General features: G+C 53.4%; 20 protein-coding genes and 2 pseudogenes. 15 read left to right on the top strand and 7 right to left on the bottom strand.

Annotated elements, in window-relative coordinates:
* Nucleotides 1–5: 5 nt before the first annotated feature.
* Nucleotides 6–1721 carry a type IV-A pilus assembly ATPase PilB gene (gene pilB, locus H9C73_RS09015; protein ID WP_209287493.1) on the bottom strand — a complete coding sequence of 572 codons (1716 nt, stop codon included), beginning with the start codon at nt 1719–1721 and terminating at the stop codon, nt 6–8.
* A 269-nt stretch (nt 1722–1990) separates the two neighbouring features.
* Here pilB and H9C73_RS09010 point away from each other — a divergent pair.
* Nucleotides 1991–2093 (top strand): annotated as a pseudogene (locus tag H9C73_RS09010) (prepilin-type N-terminal cleavage/methylation domain-containing protein); the annotation flags it as partial.
* A gap of 336 nt (nt 2094–2429) precedes the next feature.
* Entirely contained in the window at nt 2430–2789 is a 360-nt protein-coding gene (locus tag H9C73_RS16460; RefSeq protein ID WP_209287492.1) for a prepilin-type N-terminal cleavage/methylation domain-containing protein, read from the top strand.
* A gap of 393 nt (nt 2790–3182) precedes the next feature.
* Here the strand turns inward: H9C73_RS16460 and H9C73_RS16100 are convergent.
* Nucleotides 3183–3409: pseudogene (locus tag H9C73_RS16100) on the bottom strand (integrase core domain-containing protein); the annotation flags it as partial.
* Nucleotides 3410–3642: 233 nt separating this feature from the next.
* On the bottom strand, nt 3643–5145 hold the full coding sequence (locus tag H9C73_RS09000) for a pilus assembly PilX family protein (protein WP_209287491.1): 1503 nt from the start codon (nt 5143–5145) through the stop codon (nt 3643–3645).
* Between the two features lie 228 nt (nt 5146–5373).
* On the opposite strand from H9C73_RS09000, the gene H9C73_RS08995 reads away from it, so the two are divergent.
* From H9C73_RS08995 to H9C73_RS08950, 10 genes are read left to right on the top strand one after another with little or no spacing between them, the layout of a single operon-like run.
* Entirely contained in the window at nt 5374–5835 is a 462-nt protein-coding gene (locus tag H9C73_RS08995; RefSeq protein WP_209287580.1) for a GspH/FimT family pseudopilin, read from the top strand.
* Nucleotides 5832–6365: a type IV pilus modification protein PilV gene (gene pilV, locus H9C73_RS08990; protein WP_209287490.1), complete on the top strand. Its 534-nt coding sequence runs from the start codon at nt 5832–5834 to the stop codon at nt 6363–6365. The genes H9C73_RS08995 and pilV overlap by 4 nt, the downstream gene beginning before the upstream one ends.
* Nucleotides 6366–6367: 2 nt before the next feature.
* Nucleotides 6368–7006, top strand: a complete 639-nt coding sequence (locus tag H9C73_RS08985; protein WP_209287489.1) for a PilW family protein — start codon at nt 6368–6370, stop codon at nt 7004–7006.
* Between the two features lie 9 nt (nt 7007–7015).
* Complete coding sequence (locus H9C73_RS08980) at nt 7016–7405, top strand: type IV pilin protein (RefSeq protein WP_209287488.1); 390 nt, start codon at nt 7016–7018, stop codon at nt 7403–7405.
* A 57-nt stretch (nt 7406–7462) separates the two neighbouring features.
* On the top strand, nt 7463–8929 hold the full coding sequence (locus H9C73_RS08975; protein ID WP_209287487.1) for a pilus assembly PilX family protein: 1467 nt from the start codon (nt 7463–7465) through the stop codon (nt 8927–8929).
* Nucleotides 8930–8935: 6 nt separating this feature from the next.
* Nucleotides 8936–10252: a deoxyguanosinetriphosphate triphosphohydrolase gene (locus H9C73_RS08970; protein ID WP_209287486.1), complete on the top strand. Its 1317-nt coding sequence runs from the start codon at nt 8936–8938 to the stop codon at nt 10250–10252.
* A 44-nt stretch (nt 10253–10296) separates the two neighbouring features.
* On the top strand, nt 10297–10671 hold the full coding sequence (locus H9C73_RS08965) for a translation initiation factor Sui1 (RefSeq protein WP_209287485.1): 375 nt from the start codon (nt 10297–10299) through the stop codon (nt 10669–10671).
* A gap of 18 nt (nt 10672–10689) precedes the next feature.
* On the top strand, nt 10690–11427 hold the full coding sequence (locus H9C73_RS08960) for a retropepsin-like aspartic protease (RefSeq protein ID WP_209287484.1): 738 nt from the start codon (nt 10690–10692) through the stop codon (nt 11425–11427).
* A gap of 44 nt (nt 11428–11471) precedes the next feature.
* Complete coding sequence (locus H9C73_RS08955; RefSeq protein WP_209287483.1) at nt 11472–11777, top strand: nucleotidyltransferase family protein; 306 nt, start codon at nt 11472–11474, stop codon at nt 11775–11777.
* Complete coding sequence (locus H9C73_RS08950) at nt 11770–12117, top strand: HepT-like ribonuclease domain-containing protein (protein WP_209287482.1); 348 nt, start codon at nt 11770–11772, stop codon at nt 12115–12117. The genes H9C73_RS08955 and H9C73_RS08950 overlap by 8 nt, the downstream gene beginning before the upstream one ends.
* Nucleotides 12118–12172: 55 nt before the next feature.
* On the opposite strand, the gene H9C73_RS08945 is transcribed toward H9C73_RS08950, so the two are convergent.
* On the bottom strand, nt 12173–13138 hold the full coding sequence (locus H9C73_RS08945) for a methylenetetrahydrofolate reductase (protein ID WP_209287481.1): 966 nt from the start codon (nt 13136–13138) through the stop codon (nt 12173–12175).
* A gap of 135 nt (nt 13139–13273) precedes the next feature.
* Here H9C73_RS08945 and H9C73_RS08940 point away from each other — a divergent pair, with 135 nt between their 5' ends.
* Complete coding sequence (locus tag H9C73_RS08940) at nt 13274–13831, top strand: DUF1285 domain-containing protein (protein WP_209287480.1); 558 nt, start codon at nt 13274–13276, stop codon at nt 13829–13831.
* A gap of 5 nt (nt 13832–13836) precedes the next feature.
* Here H9C73_RS08940 and H9C73_RS16095 read toward each other — a convergent pair whose 3' ends face one another.
* The 3 genes from H9C73_RS16095 to rfaH form a co-directional block, all read right to left on the bottom strand.
* The gene (locus H9C73_RS16095) at nt 13837–15582 is read right to left on the bottom strand and encodes a PglL family O-oligosaccharyltransferase (RefSeq protein WP_209287479.1); all 1746 of its coding nucleotides are present in this window, start codon (nt 15580–15582) and stop codon (nt 13837–13839) included.
* 88 nt (nt 15583–15670) lie between these two features.
* A complete protein-coding gene (locus H9C73_RS08930; protein ID WP_209287478.1) occupies nt 15671–17008 on the bottom strand; it encodes a magnesium transporter in 1338 nt (445 codons plus the stop codon).
* Between the two features lie 37 nt (nt 17009–17045).
* Nucleotides 17046–17537: a transcription/translation regulatory transformer protein RfaH gene (gene rfaH / locus H9C73_RS08925; RefSeq protein WP_209287477.1), complete on the bottom strand. Its 492-nt coding sequence runs from the start codon at nt 17535–17537 to the stop codon at nt 17046–17048.
* Nucleotides 17538–17663: 126 nt separating this feature from the next.
* Here rfaH and H9C73_RS08920 point away from each other — a divergent pair, with 126 nt between their 5' ends.
* On the top strand, nt 17664–19082 hold the full coding sequence (locus H9C73_RS08920; RefSeq protein WP_209287476.1) for a mannose-1-phosphate guanylyltransferase/mannose-6-phosphate isomerase: 1419 nt from the start codon (nt 17664–17666) through the stop codon (nt 19080–19082).
* A 144-nt stretch (nt 19083–19226) separates the two neighbouring features.
* Nucleotides 19227–19852: tetratricopeptide repeat protein (locus H9C73_RS16240; RefSeq protein WP_209287475.1), on the top strand; the 626-nt coding region annotated here is incomplete at its 3' end.

Below are 19852 nucleotides of genomic sequence, written 5' to 3'. Positions count from 1 at the left end.
CCCTGTCAGGTTTTGATTACCCGGTTCATCTCTTCCAGGCTGGTAATACCTGCCGCCACTTTCAGCAGCCCGGACTTGCGCAGGGTCTTGAATCCCTGCTTTTCGGCTGTACGCATGATGTCGATTGAGTTGCCGTTCTCCATAATGCACTCCGCAATTTCAGGGGTCATCTGCAACATCTCATAGATACCCACACGGCCCTTGTAACCACGGTTGCACTTGCTGCAGCCGTCCGGATTGGCGTCAAACAGATGCAGTTCGGGGATCTGATCCGGGGAGAACCCTTCTTCCAGCAGTGCCGGCTCCGGTATCTCGGCCGGGACCTTGCAGGATTCACACAGCCGGCGTCCCAAACGCTGGGCGATGATCAGGCTGACAGAGGTCGCAATATTAAAGGAAGGCACGCCCATATTACGCAAGCGCGTCAAAGTCTCCGGTGCGCTGTTGGTATGCAGTGTAGACAAGACCATGTGACCTGTCTGTGCCGCCTTGATGGCGATCTCAGCGGTTTCAAGGTCGCGGATCTCACCCACCATTACCACATCCGGGTCCTGTCGCAGGAAGGAGCGCAATGCCTCCGCAAACGTGAGGCCCACCTTGGGGTTTACATGGACCTGGTTGATCCCTTCAAGGTTGATTTCCACCGGGTCTTCTGCGGTAGAGATGTTGCGCTCTTCCGTATTCAGAATATTCAGGCCGGTGTAGAGCGTGACGGTCTTACCCGAGCCGGTGGGGCCGGTGACCAGAATCATGCCTTGAGGCTGCTCCAGTGTTTGCAGGTAAGCAGATTTCTGGTCCGGCTCAAAGCCAAGGGCCTCTACACCCATCTTGGCACTGCTGGGGTCCAGAATGCGCAGTACGATCTTTTCGCCCCACAGGGTGGGCAACGTGTTGACACGGAAGTCGATGGAGCGCTTCTTGGATACCTTCAACTTGATACGGCCATCCTGGGGAACGCGGCGCTCCGAAATATCCATGCGTGACATCACTTTCAAGCGTGCCGCGAGTCTTGTTGCAAGGTTCAAGGGAGGGCGATGGACCTCCTGCAACATGCCATCAATACGGCAGCGTACCCGGTAGCTTTTCTCGTAAGGTTCAAAATGGATATCAGACGCCCCTTTCTTGATCGCGTCCAAGAGCACTTTGTTAATGAACCGAACAATGGGTGTGTCGTTAGCAGCGTCTTCTGCCGACTCTTTTTCACTGCTGGCATCCTCTTCCTCTTGAAGCTCAATGTTTTCCAGATCAGTATCTTCCAGTTCCTCCATTGCATCGTTGGTGCTGTCCAGGAACTGATCCAGTCGGCGCTGAAGCTTGTCCTCTTCAACAATGACGGGTTCTGTAGTGATGCCGGTATGGAACTTGATCTCGTCAAGTGCCTGAATATTAGTCGGGTCGGTGATGGCAACATAGAGGCGGTTATCGCGTTTCAAAAGAGGCAGAACGAAGTGCTTGGTGATCAGCGCTTCGGAAATCAGGCCCTGAGGAATGGAGTCGTCACTTAATGAATCAAGGTCGAACAGAGGATAGCCAAATTCTTCGGAAGCAGCCTGGGCCGCCCGGTGTGAGCTGATCAGGCGGTGCGAGATGATGTAACTGATAAAAGGCTGGTTTGTCTTCCGTGCCTGAACGACCGCATCCTGCGCAACTTCAGACGAGAAGACACCATCGTTGACCAGCCGCTTGGCCAGCCCTGTAAGGGGTTGTGTACCTTGAGACACCGGAACTCCTGTAACCGTGCAACAGAGTCAATACAGAACAGCCGTATGATAAAGCAATAAAAGCATAGCCGCATCTGCGGTGTAAACCACAGCTAACTAACTGGCAAGAGGTTGACCGGGCGCAAGATAAATTTGCGTTAAGTTTGCGTTCAGGCTGGACAGCGGCAACAGGGCTGACCTAGTATGGCATTAGAGCGGAGAAAAGGGACGTTCTAACGTTCGATTTCAAAATTTCAAACTCGCTGGAGAGTCCTACCATGAAAAAACAGATGAATCAGAAGGGTTTTACCCTGATTGAATTGATGATCGTTGTAGCGATCATCGGTATTCTGGCTGCCATCGCACTGCCGGCTTATCAGGATTACACCCGTAAGAGTGCTAACAATGCGTGCTTGGCTGAAGCGAAAGCGAAGGCGAATGCTGTAATTGTTGCATTTGCCGAGGATGGCGCAAGTGCAAATGACCCCACCTTCGAAGAAAGTCGGTGCGATGACCTTTCTGGAGTTTCTGTTGCTGCCGCTGCTGCGGGAACAAGTAGTGTTCAGGTCTCTGCAGCTTCACCGGGGGATGCTAATGCAGTGGAGTGTGATATGAGCACTGGCAGCTGTACTAATATCATAGACTGATCAGGCTGCTTGTCATAAGCAGTGTTGTCTAAGGGCTGGCTTTCTGAAAGGGAGCTGGCCCTTTAAGTCTAGGAGGGGCGCTATGCGTGAAGGAAAAGGCTTTACCCTTATTGAGCTGATGGTTGTCATTGCTATCATAGGTATTTTGGCAGCAATAGCCGTCCCTATTTACTTCGACTACACGAGAAAAGCGGCGAATAGTGCATGTTCTGCTGAGGCCAAAGGCTACACTATGAGTGTAATTGTAGCGGTTTCAGATGGCGCTTCATCAGTACCCTCGCCTAATACGTCGTCTTGCCAGTGGATAACGGATGCATCCCAAATAGCCAGTATATCTGCAAACACCACTATTGAGGCTTTTCCAAACCCTCCGGGTGATGTGGGGACAAGCTGTAATTTAAACTCAGATACTGCTTGTGTTTTGGATGAGTCAGTTAATTGATGAAGTAAGAATAGGATAAGGTGGCAGAGTAAAATCGGATTACGTGCTACCGTGAAGCAGTCCCGTCTCAAGTCACGTCCAGAGGGTTGCGCATTTCACCCAGTCAGGTGCCTGAAAAGTGTGTCAGATGCCTTAACGGTGTACTGATCTAATCAAGAAGTGCGCCTGAGACTCAAATGGATCGCCAAGCACATTTCAAAGACCCTGTTTTTGGCGTAATGGGCCGTTGAATCCGTACGCCGCCGGTTGAAACTCAATCGCGTTGCTCACTTGGTGTCAGAAAAAGCGGTTAAGCGCCATGGTCTCCCGAAACGAGTGATATCTTGTATGTGTATGTCATGAGCCTGCCTCGTTTCAACAGCAGTGATGAGTGGTATTGCTTTTCGTTATGAGCCACTTGCTAATAAGTTGCCGGGCTTGAGCCAAATCCCCAAACCAATGCTCGCTCAGGCATTCATCCCTGAATTTGCTTATTGAAACTCTCGACATGGCCGTTTTGCATCGGTTTTTCCGGGCTGTATCAGCTTCAGTTTCACCTTGTTCTTATAGACCCACAGATCCAGTGCCTTGTCAGTAAGCTCCGGCCCTTTGTTCGCCCTGACAGCGCTCGGGTAGACCCTTGAAAGCCACTATGGCATCGAATGAACGACAGGCCTGTTTGACCTGCCCCCACTTTCTAATTCACCAAGTCCTTAGTAATGTTCATCCTGGATAAGGAAGATGAGTAACCGGATCAAAGTGATTAGGCGGATGTCTTATGGCTGCAGGGAAAACGACAACCTGTTTCCTGACAATCAAAGTCGCACTTCCTGACAAAGTGTGATGAGTCATTCTCTTTCTTTCAGGGATGCAATTAGTAGCCGGTTACTTCATACCAGTCTGTCATGTTGCCGTTAAAGCCTGAACCGGCTCCGCTGCCGACGCCAGCATTATCAAGGGCTTCGCTGCTGTATTTGAGGTCTGGCGTACCCTTGCTGTCGAACGGGAAGTAATCATCTCCACACCCGGTAGCGTCAACGATGACGGCACCGTAGATTGTAAAGTTGCCTCGGCTGCTCCACTGAGCACAACCCTTGATAACAACCAGCCCTGCAAAAAAGCCTGTACCGGCAGCTTTAAACTCTTTCTTCTTGTCGTTTGAGGCATTGCTCCCGTCAATGATCAGTACGCCACCGGCCGGTTTTTTATTCAGCTGCTTGGTCTTGGTGGTATCGATCAATGCAACTTTGTCTGAGCCAACGTCCCCAATCTCACCACCGGCCTTGTCCATGAGGTCAGTAATCATTGAGTCACTGTTGCCAAAATACTTGTCAGTGGACGGGGCTGTTGATTTGCCATTTTCGTCAACCGGATAGTCGCTGGGTACCCAAACCGAATCAGCAGTTTTGTCGGGGCCGGAGGTGTGGTGTTCGTTGGCATCGTCATTTTCGGAGTAGCCTTTATCCTGACCGATAAAGGAGAGATCCTTACTTTTGCCCTCTTCTTCGTCGGTTTGATCCCCTCCTGAACTGTCATCCCTGTCTTGGCCACCGCCATTTTCTTTGTCTTTAGCTGGTTTACCACCACCACCACCACCGCCGCTGGCCGATGTTCCAACAGTGCCCTGTTTTCCCAGAGTGCTACTTTCATAATGTGTCAGGTATGCCGCTGGAACACTGTAACTCAGCTTTGCGTTGTCTTCCTCGGTATAAGGGTCTTTCCAGCAGCTGTTACCGCTGCAACTTGCGTCAGGTACAGGGTGGTTTCGACCACTGATGACGGAGTCATTACCTGCGCCGGCCGTGATTTTGCAGCCGGAGCCAAAGCAACTGATGGCGGCAGGTGCATTCAGTGTGGTATTGCCGCTACCGCCCTCGAGTTCAAACCCAATGGTTCGTGATGCTTGCCCCGCCTTGCCTTCACTGAAGAACAGAATCTTGTTGCTAACACGGTTGCCATCATCATCAAATACGGGGGAAAACTTGACCGTGAATTCTGATTTGCCTTTGTCTTGCCCAGTAAAAGCTTTGGCATTGAAACCGCTAACCTTATTGTCGATATCTGCCTGTTCCCAGTCACTTTGCGTGGAGTAAGCGGATACTTTGCTGGCGATACTGTCCCAGCGATCCTGCTTAACGTTGTTGTCCCCACCTTGGTCGGTAGCCTCAAGATGTTCAATCATCTCGCGATACCCAGCCTCAGCTGCAAAAAATGCCTGCAGGCTTGTTTTGGTGTTGCCTGTAATCCGTTCATCCTGAACAGCAGAGTTCATGATGCTGGTGGCGCCGATCATCAGCACGACCAGAAAAATCATTCCGATCAACAAGACCGAGCCTTGCTCACGTTTGGGCTGCTGGGTGGGGGAATGAGTGGGCATGGTGGCCTCCGGCTGTTTGGGTATCTGGCAGCTAAACTGCACTGTCGTCATTTGCTCGCTGCTACTTCTTCCCTGCAGAGATATCTGAATATTGCCTTAACACAAAGAGCATGACAATGACAATGCTCAAAAAATGAACATCAGGGGGTATGTAACCGATGGCGGACAGTTGTCGAAGTGGGTGCATGGTGTAAACTCAAGTAAAGACTTACCAAGAGCACTGCACGGATGCCAAACAGACATCTGCATTCAAACTCTTTTGGCTTCTCGGTTGTTGAACTGATGGTGGCCGTAGCTGTTCTGGCGATTATCGTCGGGATCGGGATGCCCTCGTTTCAGTCAATGCTGGAAAAGTCCAGGTTGGACTCGGCGGCCGAAGCGATGGCTGACTCCTTCAGGTATGCCAGAAGCGAGGCGATTGCCAGGAATGAAGAGGTGGAGTCCGAGGGTTCCTACCAAAGCGGTTGGTCGGTTTCGGTTGTAAGCACGGGAGAGGAGTTGCGTGTCTATGATGCGTTCCCGGCTAATGTGACAACCGATAATAATGCAGCCGTCAGCTTCAATGGGAGGGGTATGGTCTCTGATGGGGAAGAAAAAGCATTCTCTGTTTCTTACAGCGGTGGCGGGTCCCGCTGTGTGCAAATATTCATAAGCGGAGCTGTCAGGCTGACTAACGGAGCCTGCCCATGATAATTGTTATTCGAAATGGAGTAGGTGGCTCAAGGAAGATGACCAGGAATGCTCATAAGGGATTCACGCTGCTGGAATCGCTGATTGCACTGATTGTGTTTTCGTTCGCACTGCTGGCTCTTGCCGCCATGTACGCCAAAACCCTCAGCATGAGCCATAGTACTTACCTGCGAGCATTGGCCTCAATTCAGGCCATGGATATGGAGGAACGCATCCGCGCTAACCCTGAGGCGGGTGTGGGTGATTATTCATCCATAGATTGTGCTGATTATTCTGCTGCCGATATAACACCACCAGAAAACTTTAACGGTAATGCTGGATCTATTGCAGCTGATGATGCTGCGGACTGGTGTGGAAATAATTTCAGAGTATTTGGTGGATTGCTGGTAGCAGCAGGTGTATCAGGGCCTGCCAGTTCTGCGGGATCTGCTGATTTAGAGATTACACTGCAATGGAATGAGCGTGCAATCGAGCAGGACACAGGTGTATCCGTACAGTCGCAAGCTTTTACCTATACGGTGAGAAAATGAGCATGGAAACGCTAAAGTTATCAGCACGTAAAGCGGCTTCTTCATTGCGAAAGCAAGCAGGTCTATCACTTGTCGAGTTGATGATTGGTCTTTTGATCGGATTGATCCTGCTTGGTGGCGTCCTTCAGACCATGCTTGCCAGTAAAGAGGCAAGCACGGCTCGTCAGAGTATGGCGACTGTGACTGATAATGCGCGCTTCCTGTTTGATTTTATGGGGCGTGATCTGCGTATGGTGGGGCGGGGAGAGCCTGCCAGCTTTTTGTCCCATACCTATAACTCCGGTGATAGTCAGCTGGATATCAAATATATAGGGGCTACGGGTAGTGAAGTTACAGCGACTTATTCGTTCACTGAAAGTGATGGAGTGATTCAATATAGCCGAAATGGCACTGGGGCAGGGACTTTGGTTGACAGGGTCGCCGCCTTTGACATTGCTTTTGGAGAAGCGAGCGGCTCGACCATTAGTTACACTGCCTACAACGCTAGCCCATCGTCGTGGGATGACGTGATAGCCATTCGTGCACGTGTTACTTTTGAGGATATTGAAACCGCTACTCTGGATTTGAATATGGCCAGTACACCACTTGTTTCGACGTTTGCTCTGCGTAACCGAATTGCAAACTGGCTGGAAAATAAATAGGACGTTTAAATGGATAGATATGTACGAAGCACACGTCGTGCGGGCGGTTTTACTTTAATTGAAGTAATGGTGGTTGTTGTCATTATTGGTATCTTGGCTTCTATTGCGCTGCCCGCCTATCAGGATTATGTGCGGGATTCCAAGCGTGCTGAAGCAAAGGCGGCTTTGTCTCTGGTCGCCCAAAGGATGGAGCGCTGTTTTACTGAAAGTAATACTTATGTTGGTTGCTATGGCGGCGCAACTGTTAACAGTGATAGCGGAAACTGGGTGGTTTCGATTACAGAGTCAGCCGCCAGCTATCAGCTGGAAGCTGATACTTCTGCGCAGCACAGTGATGGGGAGTGCGATCCGATGACATTGACCAATACAGGGGCTACCTCACCAGCCGCATGTTGGTGATAACCTTCACTAGCCAGAAGCCAGGGAACAGGCTTTTTAACTAGCGGGGAGAACGCTATGAAACCGCATTATAAAATGAGTCAGCCTAAAAGCTGCGCGGCCTTGAAAGAGCGGGGCTCTGTTTTGATTGTTGGGATGGTTTTCCTGGTCATCTTAATGATTGCAGGTGTTACCATCATGAACAGCTCTATTCAGGATGAGAAGATCAGTGGCAATAGCAAGCGAGCCTCGGATGCCTTCACAGCTGCTGAAGCGGGTATGGAGGACGCGCTGGTCAAATTATGGACCCAGGATGAAAGCTATAACCCGCCCGCCTGGTTCTATTACACGTGTAGTGGCGGAGAGCTTACCGACCCTGACGGAAATGTATTTGAGCCAGATTCAAATACCACCTTTATTGCAGACACGGCTTTCGCAGGTGGCTCAACCTACCGAGTAGAATATGGCGGCACTTGTGATAGTGATGCGCAGGGTGTTACATCAATCAGTCTTGTCAGTAATGGAACGCAGGTGGAGTCACTCAGGCGAGTGCACTTTAATGTGGCAGATACAGGGGATGCCAGCTGGCCTGCGGTGTTTGTCAATGATGACCCTGATGCCCCTAGTGACCCTGATGCGTGTCAATTCGACTTTGGCCCTTCAAGCGCTTACCTTTACGATGGGAAAGGTGGCCCAGCGCTGTCAACCAATACCCAGAAGTGTGCTGAAGATATTCGGGATGACGATGGCGACAGTGGTCAGCTGGTTGGCGGGGTCATTGCTAATAACCCGGCACCTGACTTCACCGATCCTAATGGCCTGAGAGCTTTTTATACGGCGCTGAAAGCCAGTTCACATACACAGAATGTGTATCCCACCCCTCCTAAAAATGCCAATAAGGGAGTTGAGCCGGTAGACCTTAACTCGCCCGATTTCAGCAGTGTTGATCTTGGACAGCCCGGTGATGCTGATGACCCCACCGACTACGATGAGCTGCAATCCCTCATTATCCACGGCGACCTGGATATGCCCGGTAACCTCAGTGGATCCGGGATTCTGGTGGTGACCGGTACGGCGCACTTTGGTGGTACGCCAAACTGGGATGGAGTGATTATCGTACTGGGCGGGCGTGTTGATATTGGGGGGGGCGGTACCACCAATGGTCTACGTGGAACCATGATCGTATCCAATCTGAATTTTGGTGGCTCTGAGTTCTGTGATGAAGACGGCAATTGCCAGACCAGTGAAACCGCCACATACTATGCCCCAACCCCGCTTACAACTAACTGGGACCATGCCGGCAACCCTTTAATTGACTGGGATGTAAGCGGTGGTGGTACGGCACGCTACAGCTATGGCTGTAAGCTGTTACAGAAGGTCAACAACTTCCTGCTGGATAGTGAAGCTGGTGGTGCGGGTGCAGGTATTGATCCTGATGTCAGCTTCCCGGGACCAGACAGTTGCCCTGACCCGGATGGTGATGGTCAGACAGGCACCTATGGAGACCTCTATGTCTTTGACTGGTACGAGGAAGTGGGTAACTGATCCTGAATGAAATGGTCCCAGCTTCTCACCACTCACCGATACGGCCATGAATCGCTGCAGCCTGATGAGGTCGGGCGCAGCCATTTCCACAAGGACCACGACCGTATCATCTTTTCCAGTGCTTTTCGGCGCCTGGGGCGCAAAACCCAAGTGCACCCTTTCTCCCTCAATGATCACATTCATACGCGCCTGACCCACTCCATGGAAGTGGGCAGCCTTGGCCGCAGCCTGGGTATCCGCGTGGGGGAGTTGATTGCGGACAGTTTACCCGCCTGGGCAACACCGCATGATATCGGCATGATTGTGCAGTCGGCCTGTCTTGCGCACGATATCGGCAACCCGCCATTTGGGCATGCGGGGGAGTATGCCATTCGTGACTGGTTTGTGCGTCGCGAGGGAGACGCTCGTTTGGCCGAGCTTGGGTCGCTTGAATACCGTGATCTGTTGACCTTCGAGGGCAATGCTCAGGGCTTTCGGGTGGTCACGCGGATTGAAAACCACCTGTTCGATGGGGGGCTGCGCCTCACCTTCCCGACACTGGGCGCTTTGTTGAAATACCCCTGGAGTGTTGAACATGCCGGTGAACGAGGCAAGTTCAGCGCTTTTTTGTCTGAAGTCGATATTTTGAATGCCCTGGGCCGTGACCTTGGACTTATCAATACGGGCAGGCACCGCTGGTATCGACATCCGCTTGCCTATCTGCTGGAAGCGGCCGATGACATTTGTTACGCCATTCTGGATCTTGAGGATGCAGTTGAGCTGCATATCCTCGGGTTTGAGGATGTGAAGCAGATTTTGCTGCAACTGTGCGGTGACCTGGCCTTTGATGATGCCATCTTTGCGACCGAGGCATCGGCCCGCCGAAAAATTTCGGCCTTGCGCGGCAAGGCGATGGAAAATATGGTCAACTCAGTCGTGGGCGTGTTCGATCAGCAGTATGAAAGCATCATGCAGGGACAGTACAGTGGAGAGCTTTTGCTTGATGGTGACCCCATGGTGCGTGAAGGCATACTCACTGCAAAACGCATTGCGCGAGAGCGGGTGTTTCCTGATACCCGCAAGGCTGAACTGGAAGTGGGCGCTTACACGACATTGGGTATTCTGCTGGATGCGTTCAGTGAGGCCGTGTTTGAACAACACCGATGTTCAGGTAATCGGCTGGGCTACAGGTCTGAGAAAATTCTTCGCTTGATGGGCATACACGCACCGGTCCCCGAAGGCTCGCTGTATCAGGGGTATCGTCGAATGTTGGATTTTATATCCGGCATGACGGATAACTATGCAACCTATCTTGCGCGGCAGATAGCGGGAGTGGGAGGATAAGCATGTTTCTCTTTGCATCAAGTCAAAAGGTAATTCGATAGGTTATGGCAAGCTTGCGTGATCAACTGGGCGGTCTGGTATTTTCAACGGAAACAGGGCGTCACTGTCCGGACTGTGGAGAAGCTCTGTCAGATTGCTGCTGCAGCGAGCAGGCGGAAGCGGAACGGCTGGCAGCGCTTGATGGCATCGTGCGTATTCGCCGTGAAACCAGTGGCCGAAAGGGTAAGGGGGTGACCACGATCACCGGTGTGCCCTTGGTTGAAAAAGAGCTCAAGACATTGGCCAAAAAGCTCAAGCAAAAATGCGGTACGGGTGGGTCCGTCAAGGAGAGCGTGATCGAGATTCAGGGTGACCACCGCCAGACACTGAAGGCCGCTCTGGAAGCAGAGGGCTACAGGGTGAAACTGTCCGGCGGCTAACGAACAAGAGGAGCAGGGATGAAGGGCGGATACAACTTACTGGCTGGCCTGCTGGCCTTTTCGCTGGTAGCGACAGCGCAAGCCGAGATTTTTCATTACACGGATGATCGTGGTCGCAAGATTTACGTTGATCGCAAGAGTCAGATTCCGGCCCAGTACCGAGATCAGGTTGAGGTTCGTAAAGAGGAATCCGAGACTCTGAGCCGCGCCGAACGAGAACGCCGACAACAAGTGCTTGACTCGCTCGAAGCCCAGAAGGGAGCGCAAGGAAGGCTCGCTCAGCTGAAAGCTGAAATGGAAGCACTGGAGCAGCCGGCTGATATCCAGGGCAATAGCGTCAGAATCCCTGTTCAAATTCGTTACCTGACCCGCTCGGTCTCCGCTAATCTGATTGTTGATACCGGTGCGTCACGTACCATTATCCACCGCAATATTGCCCGCCGCCTGGGCGTTACGCCTCGGCCCAGTGGTCAGGCACGGGTCGTTGGCGGTGCTCAGTTGCCGCTGGGAATCATGCCCGTGGAAGCGCTGACATTCGGTCCGGTCACGCTCGAAGACAGGGAGCTGGCCGTTATCTCGCCCAGCGAGCCGCTTGAGTATGATGGCCTGCTTGGGATGGATGTGCTCTCATCTCTGAAATACGAAATCGATATTGAGCGGGGGGTCGTGATTTGGCATGCCGACCGTTACCGAGAGCTTCAGGCCGAGCACGATGAGCAATTAGCCATAGCAGGCAACGACGAAAACAAGCCTTAGGTACATTTGCTATCTTTATAATGCCCAGGCGTCGGGAGAGGTATATGCCTTCCAGCGTACCAACACGAAATGATGCAATCCAACAATTACACGCTCACTTGCGTGAAATAAAAGAGCGTTTTTCTGTTAAAAGTATTGCGCTGTTTGGCTCTGTCGTTCGCAATGAAGCGGTTTCAGGCAGTGATCTGGATGTGCTGGTGAGCTTTGAGGATCACGTTACGGCTCAGCTTTATTTTGGGCTTCAGTTTTATCTTGAAGACCTGTTTGGTTGTCCCGTTGATCTTGTAACTGAAAAAGCCTTGCGTCCAGAGCTCAAGCCCTTTGTCATGAGGGATGCGGTGCATGTCTGAAGAAAAAACTGAACGCGAATGGCGTTTTTACATTGATGACATGCTGAGGTTTGCCGGTAAAGCAAAAGCCTACACTGCAGGGCTGACACAAGAGGAGTTTGTAGAAAACCCTTTGGTGTATGATGCTACCCTTCGTAACCTTGAGTTGATTGGCGAAGCTGCAACGAATATTCCTGATGTTGTCCGAGAGAAGTATTCAGCGATTCCGTGGCGAATGGTGATTGCGACCCGTAATCGGCTCATTCATGCCTATCTTGGCATCGATGACGATATTGTTTGGAGCATTATTCAGGATGAGCTTCCTGATTTGATTACCAAGTTGGAAAGTATTCATTTGTAATGCCTGATGGGCTTCCTTGTGTTTTGAAAATCAAGAAAGCCCCCGTGAAGGCATATTATTCGGAAGACGCCAGCTTCCGCTCTGCCAGACGCAGGTCCAGTGTTGCCTTCAGTAGCTGGTACAGGTGAATGGATGCATCAATTTCTGCCTTGCGGTTGGTCAGGCTTTCAATGTTGAGCCCAATCGGCAAGCCCAGGGGCAAACAGGCATCCAGAATCTGATTCAGATTGTTTTGGCAGATGCGAATAGACTCGGCCAGAGGCTTCTCGGCATCCAGAATGCGATAGCGGGTTGCTTCGGGCACTGAAATACCCAGCCACTGCATGAATTCCAGCGTTTTGGCACTGCCACAGGGTGTAAAGGTCAAAACGACCCGCTTGGGTGTCTGGCCTGACTCTTTGCAACTGCGTGCATAAGACGTAAGCAGGTCGATGGTCGCCTGAGCATTATAGACAGCCTGAGATACAAAGAACTCGCAGCCCTTGTCGGTTTTGCTGATCAGGCGCTGATGTTCATTGCCTTTAACGGCGTGGCGCTCTGCAATAGTTACACCGCCCAGGTGGAAGGGCTTGTCGTGTGACTGCAGTGCAGCGTAAGCATCGTTCAAGGGCAGCTTGATATCACCCTCTGAGGAGGGGCTTCCCACCAGCACCAGATTACGCAGCCCGAATTCGTTCCAGGCTTCTTCCAGCCAGGCATCAAAGTCAGCCTTGTTTTTCTGTGCCACACTTTTATAGGTGATGATCGGGCGCTGGCTCAGGCTGTGCAGCAGTTGTGAGTACTCACGTGGGTCCCGGGTTTCCATGTAAGGGAAAGGACGTGGTGTATCGATACGGCTGCTTTCGTCCTGGATGTCGTATACGATCAGGCCGTCATACTCAAGTGTGTCCAACCGTGCCAGCAGGCGTTCGGCGATCTCCCGCATCTGCATGTCCTCGGTGCTGGCCTTGGGCGGAGTGGTTCCGACAAAGCAGACACTGCGATGAGGGTCGGCAAATTTCTGTTGCAGGGAGTCGCTCATGATGTTTCGGTGTCCTTCGGTTGGTGTTTGATCATGAGTGAATTATATTCATTTTATGCGGCGAGATGATGAAATCTTCTTTTGCAAAGCTGAGGGTTCCTCATGCGCCCTGACCCTGATTCATGGAGAGCTGATATGAGCACAGGATTTAACCCGGCCCGAATTGAAAACGAAGTCGGGCGAGGTGATGAAATCCCGCCACTGGAAAAGTGGAACCCTGAGTTCTGTGGCGATATCGATATGCGGATCGCCAGTGATGGTCAATGGTTCTATGAGGGCTCACCCATTGGTCGGCCCGCTATGGTGAAGATGTTTTCCCGTGTGCTCTGGAAGGAAGGAGACCAGTACTTTCTCAAGACACCGGTCGAGAAAGTGGGTATCCAGGTAGACGATGTCCCTTTTCAAGTGATCAGTGTCGAACATGAAGTGGGTGAAAAGGGGCCTGAGATGATCTTCACGACATCAACCGGGGACCGCGTTCGTGCCGATGCCGAGCATCCGATTCGTGTTGAAACGGACCCTGCAACCAGGGAACCGCGGCCCTATTTGATGATTCGCTTCGGGATGGAGGGGCGGATTGGCCGTAATCTGTTTTATCAGTTGGTCGAGCTGGCGCGCATGGTCCACCACAAGCACAGTACTGAGCTGGTAGTGGACAGTGCGGGCGAGTCGTTCAGCCTGGGTAACCTCTAGGCAGCCTATTGATCCGTCACGAGGGTTTCGTCGGGAATGGTGGCTGCCTGCGCAGGAGCACGGTTGTTGATTTTTTCACGTGCGCTGCCGATCACAGGGTGTTGCGGGAACAGGTAAAGCCCCCGATCAATAACCTCATGTGCTTTCTGCTTCATGCCCAAGTGGTTATAGGCCAGGGCCAGATCGTGAAACGATGAGGTTTCCGGAATTTTCTGCAGGTAGTCTTCTGTCCAGTTGATATAGGTTTGCGTCCAGTGCTGTGTGTTTTGTTTCAAATCGAGATTTAGTAGCACCTTCATACTCAGTAGAGTCGCAAACTCATTAAAGTAAAGGTTGTCCTGGGCGGCTCGCAATTCCTGCATGTTCACCTCCTTGTAGAGCAGAAAGCGGGTCAAATCTCGTGCAGTGCCGAAGGTCGAGGTACAAAACATCAATGTGGCGACCAGCACGGCCATGCCGGCAGCGGGAATGGGGACCAGTACTGTTTCACTGCGTTCAACCTGATAAAACCGGCACAAGGGGCGAAAAAGCATAAAGGCCAGAAACAGAAAGAGGACCCAGTGATAAATGGATGAATAGAAGGGCAACTCTGTCTGGGTATGCAGGGCGATAGGGGTCATCAGGGCCAACAGGGCAAGACCCCGTTGCCGCCCCAGCCGCCAGGCCTGGATAAGTGTCACGGCGAGCAGTACAACAATGCCGGACAGGGCCAGAATGCCGCCTTCGACGGCCCAGAACAGCAGCTCGTTATGGGTGTGTGTAAAGCGGGCATGCCCGATCAGTGGCTCTCCGCCACGTTCAGCCTGATATTCGGCGGCACGTTCATGGAAAACCGATTGGAAACTGCCGATACCGTGCCCGGATATGGGCTTTTCGGTAAACAGCTCCCAGGAAATGCGATAAACATGAGGGCGTGCTTCCGTTCCTTCTTCGGCCAGTCGTTCCAGTTTGGAATAGGCTTTCAAGGCACCTTCACTGACCATCAGCCCTGTACCACACCCGGCTGCAAAGACAACCATCGCGGCCAAGGCCAGGTGACGGCGGCGTGCAAAAACTTTGTACCGAGCGAATAGCAGCAATGGCAGGCTAAATACCAGCCCCAACAGCCCAATGCGGGAACCTGTCGACAATACAATCATGGATGCCGCGAAGAGGGTTGCAAAACAGAGCAGTTTGATTAGCCCGCTGCGCTTGCCGAAGGCCGGTGAGGAGATCTGGTAAAGTGCCAGCAGGATGGCGGTCACCATGGCAGATGCCAGAATGTTGGGCTGCATGAACACTCCAACAGCACGGGGCGTTTCAGGGTGCGGAATCAGGCCCGACAACGGGCGGCCGGGCATCATTTGCAGAAAGCTGATCAGTGCATTTGCCAGCATTCCGAACAGAATGATGTAGATGGCATTGTCCAGCATGCGGCGGTTGGGCTGGAATTGAAACAGGGAAAAGAAAAACAGCAGTCCCATCAAAATGGCGCCAAGCCGAAACATCCAGTCGACGGGGCGCTCAAGCCCGGTCAGAAAGCCGCTGAGAATCATGCCGGCCGGCAGGGCAAGAATCCAGATGGCATAGCGGGGGAAAACAAGGGTTTTGTGTTTGTAGATGTAAAGCCCTGCGAAAAAAACCGATGCAGCGACGATCTCCCAAATGAAGATATTGAACGGGATCAATAAGGCATCGTGCCCGGGGTTTGGAAAGTAGAGCAGTGGCAGCAGCGAAAACAGCGCAATAATAAACAGAAAAGCCCGGTTCACAATCAATACATCCCTGGTTGGTGAGGTTTGAACGCCCAAGGCTCGATGTTAGCCGTTCCCTTGGGCGGGGGCCAGTCACGGGTATGATCTAAAGCAGCACCAGCGTCCCCAGCCCCAGAAACGCAACAAATCCGACCACGTCGGTCACGGTAGTTAGTATCACCGAGCCTGAGAGGGCCGGGTCGATCTTCAGCCTTTCCAGCAGTACCGGGATCAGTACGCCAGAGAGTGCGGCCGCGGCAATGTTGATCACAATGGCCAGGCCGATCACAAGCCCGATAGCGGCGCTGTTGAACCAGATGGATGCCACTATTCCGATCACGATGGCCCATAACACACCGTTCAGGCCGCCGACGCTCAGCTCCTTTTTAAGCAGCGGCATTACGTTGCTGGTGGTGATCTGGCCCAGCGCCAGGCCACGGATGATCAGAGTCAGGGTCTGGCTGCCGGCAATACCGCCCATGGAGGCAACGACCGGCATGAGCACGGCCAGTGCCACCACCTGTTCCAGCGTGCCTTCAAACAGGCCGATTGCCCAGGATGCCAGAAAGGCGGTTAGCAGGTTTATGCCGAGCCAGGTCGCGCGCCGGCGTGAGCTGCGCATAACAGGCGCAAAAAGGTCTTCCTCTTCATCGAGACCTGCAGTGGCCATCAGTTGTGCTTCGTAGTGCTCGTGCAGGGTCTCCAGCGCCAGGCTCTGGGTCATGCGCCCCAGCAGAATACCTTCATCGGTCACCACCGGCAGTGCGGGAACTGCCGCCAGCTCAAATCGATCAGTGGCCTCTTTAAGATCAAGTCCTGCGTTGAGGGCTTCAATTTCGTCATCGATCAGCTCCGACAACGGCTGAGCCTCCCGTGCTGAGAACAACCGGGTGACCGGTACCGCCCCCGCCAGATGACCGGTGCGGTTAATCAGCCAGAGATGCCCGGTGTGTTCGGGAACCGTTCGGCGCAGCAGGCGCGTGGCATCGCGTACCCGGCTGTTATGCGGGAGAATCAGCAGCTCGTGGTCGACATAACGACCTACTTGGGTGTCTTCGTAGCTGGCGCTTTGCTCGTAATAGTGGCGCTGACGCTGGTCCATCCGTGCCAGCGCGATATCCACTACTTCATCCGGCAGGGAGTCCGCCAGTTCAATCAGGCTTTCCGCATCCAGGCTGGAGGTGAGCTGGTCCAGCGCCTCGCTGTCAAACAGACGCAGCAGGCTGTCCCGTGGCTCGGCGCGCATGGCCACCAGAACGTCGGCGCGGCTTTCAACCGGCACCTGAAACCAGGCATGCTCACGCGCATCAAGCGGCAGTGATTCAAGCAGCAGGGCGATCTGATCCGGCTCCAGGTCGTCAAAGGCTTCCTGGCCGGAGGGGCGAGTACCGCTATCCTCCTGCCGGATCATCTCATCTATATGCTGGCCAATATCGTCGTTCATAAGTGGCTACTCTGAGAAAATACTGTGATGAAGCAGGTCAGGCTTTACGTATGGCTGAGAGCGGAACCGACAGGCGCTGCCACTTGCCCAACAGCTCCAGCAACAGAAACGCACGCTTGTCTCCGTCATACTCCATGAACACGGCGTTCAGGTGGCTGAAGGGGCCGTCCTGAATGATGACTGGCTGGTTGGGTTCCAGCGAGCTGATCTCAGCCTGCTGCTTCACGCTGTCCCGAATCTGCTCGATCACGTCATCCGGCACCACGGCCGGCTTATCGCCAAAGGTGATCAGGCGCGCAACGCCACGGGTGGAGCGAATCGGACGCCAGTTACTGCTGAGCTCTGACAGTTCGATGAAAACGTAGCCGGGAAATAACGGCTCCTCACGCAAGGTGCGTGTGCCTCGGACCAGCTTTTCGACCTTGATAATGGGTAGAAAGGTTTCGAACCCCTGATTCTCCAACTCATTCGCAGCCCGCTGTGCCTGACCAGGCTTGGATTGAATAACGTACCACTTGTAATCAGACATGCGACATTCCTTTATTCCACGCCCTTTTATTTTAACAGTTAGGCCGGGGTTTGTATGGGGGCGTGGCAGTTGCAACCGCCGTTGTGGTCGCTAAGATGAGGCCCCCGATACCCGATGGACTCTGACATGATCCAGCCCGTAATTTTTGCCGGTGGCAGTGGCCTGCGGCTCTGGCCGCTCTCCACCGAAACCCATCCCAAACAGTTTCTGCCGTTGGCTGGAGGTGAGTCATCACTGCTGCAGCTCACGCTGGAGCGTTTGCAGCCACTCAACGTGCTGGCGCCCTTGCTGGTCACGCGTGAAGATTACCGTTTTCAAGTGGCGGAAGTGGCACGCTGCGCTGGCTATGGTGATGCACGCGTACTGCTGGAACCCGTAAGCCTGAGTACGGCTCCCGCGGTTGCACTGGCGGCATTGGCCTGCACAGAAAGCGCAGATGACCCCGTTTTGTTGGTGTTGCCTTCGGACCAGACGATTACGGACGTGGCCGGGTTTGCGCGATCCGTCGAACACGGGCGGCGACTGGCCGAGAGCGGCAGGCTGGTGACCTTTGGCGTGACGCCGGATCGGGCTGCAATCGAGTACGGTTATATACGTCCGGGGCAGGCGGTATGGGATGGGTGGGATGTGGCTGAATTTGTGGAAAAGCCCCCCGTTGAACAGGCGCAAGCGTTGATCGATCAGGGCTGTTACTGGAACAGTGGCATGTTCATGTTTCGCGCTTCCGTTTTGCTTGATGCGCTGCAGCAGCACTGTCCTGATGTGCTTGAGTGCTGTACCAATGCCATGCAGTCACTTGAGCAGGACCTGTATTTCTTACGCCCGGTCGGTACTTCGCTTGAGGGCTGTCCGGCTATTTCGCTGGACAAGGCCGTGATGGAAAAGACAGACAGGGCTTCAATGGTGTTGCTGGATAGTCCCTGGTCAGACCTGGGAAGTTGGCATAGCTTGTGGGCTTCGGGCCCACAGGACGAAGCAGCTAACACTACTGTGGGGCCGGCAGTATTACACCGGGTGCGTGAGTCCTGTGTCGTGGCTCAAACTCGCCCGGTGGTGTGTGTGGGTGTTGAACACCTGGTGGTGGCCGATACACCTGAAGCGGTGCTGGTGACTTCCCGTGATCAGGCTTCGGACGTGCCCGAGTTGCTTGAACGCATCAAACCGCTTCAGGCCGGTCGGGAGAGTCAGCGTGATGTGCACCGGCCCTGGGGTACCTACCGTGTGCTGGAATCATCGCACGGTTACAAGGTCAAGCAGCTCGCGGTTAATCCGGGGGGGCGGCTGTCACTTCAGCGGCATCAATTCCGCGCCGAGCACTGGGTGGTTGTGCAAGGCGTTGCCCGTGTGACCCGTGGCGCGGAAATCTTTGAGCTGTACCCCAATCAATCGACCTTTATTCCCTGCGGCACGGCTCATGCACTCGAAAACCCGGGGGATGACACTTTGCAGCTGATTGAGGTGCAGTCTGGAAGCTATTTGCAGGAAGATGACATCGAGCGCCTGGAAGACCCCTATGGCAGGGCGGGTAGGGGCGAGCAGGGGTAAAGCGGTGGAGCGTGCTCCCGTTCCAATGTTCAATCTGATAGCCTTGAAGCCAGTCTTATGCATGGAGCTTGAGTGTTGATGTCATCCCTGAAGGCTGTAACGACGTGGTCATCTAAGCGTGTTGGTTTTTCGCTGTGCCTTGGTGTGCTGTTATTCACCCCGGCGCATGCGGCTGATCCCGATGTTTTGTATCGTGACGGGCTGTCCTATATGGATGGTATCGGGGCGGAGAAAGACCTGGAACGTGCCCATGCATTACTGCTGCAAGCGGCTGAACAGGGGCATGTGGATGCTCAGGTCAGTCTGGGGCGGCTGTATTACTTTATGCCGGGAAAGAAGGATCTGGATGTCACCCGTGAATGGTGGCTGAAGGCCGCTCAACAAGGGCATGCTCGTGCTCAATACCAGTTGGCGATTCTTTACCTCAAGCATGCGGGACCGGACCCGCTTGAAGCCCTCGCCTGGATGCATCTTGCGCAGGAAAATGGCGACCCGCGTGCCGATCGTGTGCTGCCCAAGATGACCGAACGGCTGGAAGTGGACTCGGGCAGGCTTGCGGCACGCATTGCAGCGCTTAGAGGAAAGCCGGTCGCTTATGAAAATGAGCAGGCTGTACCCTTACCGGTAGAGGCCTCGCCTCCCGTCACCGAAGCTGCAGATGTGATTGGACAAACCGCGCCTGCACTCGATACTGAGCAACCGGAGCAACCGGAGCAACCGGAGCAACCGGAGCAACCGGAGCAACCGGAGCAACCGGAGCAACCGGAGCA

Origin of the sequence: Marinobacterium alkalitolerans (genome assembly GCF_017776525.1) — a bacterium.
GTDB classification, from domain to species: domain Bacteria; phylum Pseudomonadota; class Gammaproteobacteria; order Pseudomonadales; family Balneatricaceae; genus Marinobacterium; species Marinobacterium alkalitolerans.
Note: the sequence above shows the minus strand (reverse complement) of the source record. Positions and strands in the feature narration are given on the sequence as shown.

Bases quoted from the DNA above. Each gene is read 5' to 3' on its own strand.
- H9C73_RS16460 (WP_209287492.1), top strand. From the start codon at position 2,430: ATGCGTGAAGGAAAAGGCTTTACCCTTATTGAGCTGATGGTTGTCATT.
- H9C73_RS09000 (WP_209287491.1), bottom strand. From the start codon at position 5,145: ATGCCCACTCATTCCCCCACCCAGCAGCCCAAACGTGAGCAAGGCTCG.
- H9C73_RS08995 (WP_209287580.1), top strand. From the start codon at position 5,374: ATGCCAAACAGACATCTGCATTCAAACTCTTTTGGCTTCTCGGTTGTT.
- pilV (WP_209287490.1), top strand. From the start codon at position 5,832: ATGATAATTGTTATTCGAAATGGAGTAGGTGGCTCAAGGAAGATGACC.
- H9C73_RS08985 (WP_209287489.1), top strand. From the start codon at position 6,368: ATGGAAACGCTAAAGTTATCAGCACGTAAAGCGGCTTCTTCATTGCGA.
- H9C73_RS08980 (WP_209287488.1), top strand. From the start codon at position 7,016: ATGGATAGATATGTACGAAGCACACGTCGTGCGGGCGGTTTTACTTTA.
- H9C73_RS08975 (WP_209287487.1), top strand. From the start codon at position 7,463: ATGAAACCGCATTATAAAATGAGTCAGCCTAAAAGCTGCGCGGCCTTG.
- H9C73_RS08970 (WP_209287486.1), top strand. From the start codon at position 8,936: ATGAAATGGTCCCAGCTTCTCACCACTCACCGATACGGCCATGAATCG.
- H9C73_RS08965 (WP_209287485.1), top strand. From the start codon at position 10,297: ATGGCAAGCTTGCGTGATCAACTGGGCGGTCTGGTATTTTCAACGGAA.
- H9C73_RS08960 (WP_209287484.1), top strand. From the start codon at position 10,690: ATGAAGGGCGGATACAACTTACTGGCTGGCCTGCTGGCCTTTTCGCTG.
- H9C73_RS08955 (WP_209287483.1), top strand. From the start codon at position 11,472: ATGCCTTCCAGCGTACCAACACGAAATGATGCAATCCAACAATTACAC.
- H9C73_RS08950 (WP_209287482.1), top strand. From the start codon at position 11,770: ATGTCTGAAGAAAAAACTGAACGCGAATGGCGTTTTTACATTGATGAC.
- H9C73_RS08945 (WP_209287481.1), bottom strand. From the start codon at position 13,138: ATGAGCGACTCCCTGCAACAGAAATTTGCCGACCCTCATCGCAGTGTC.
- H9C73_RS08940 (WP_209287480.1), top strand. From the start codon at position 13,274: ATGAGCACAGGATTTAACCCGGCCCGAATTGAAAACGAAGTCGGGCGA.
- H9C73_RS08930 (WP_209287478.1), bottom strand. From the start codon at position 17,008: ATGAACGACGATATTGGCCAGCATATAGATGAGATGATCCGGCAGGAG.
- rfaH (WP_209287477.1), bottom strand. From the start codon at position 17,537: ATGTCTGATTACAAGTGGTACGTTATTCAATCCAAGCCTGGTCAGGCA.
- H9C73_RS08920 (WP_209287476.1), top strand. From the start codon at position 17,664: ATGATCCAGCCCGTAATTTTTGCCGGTGGCAGTGGCCTGCGGCTCTGG.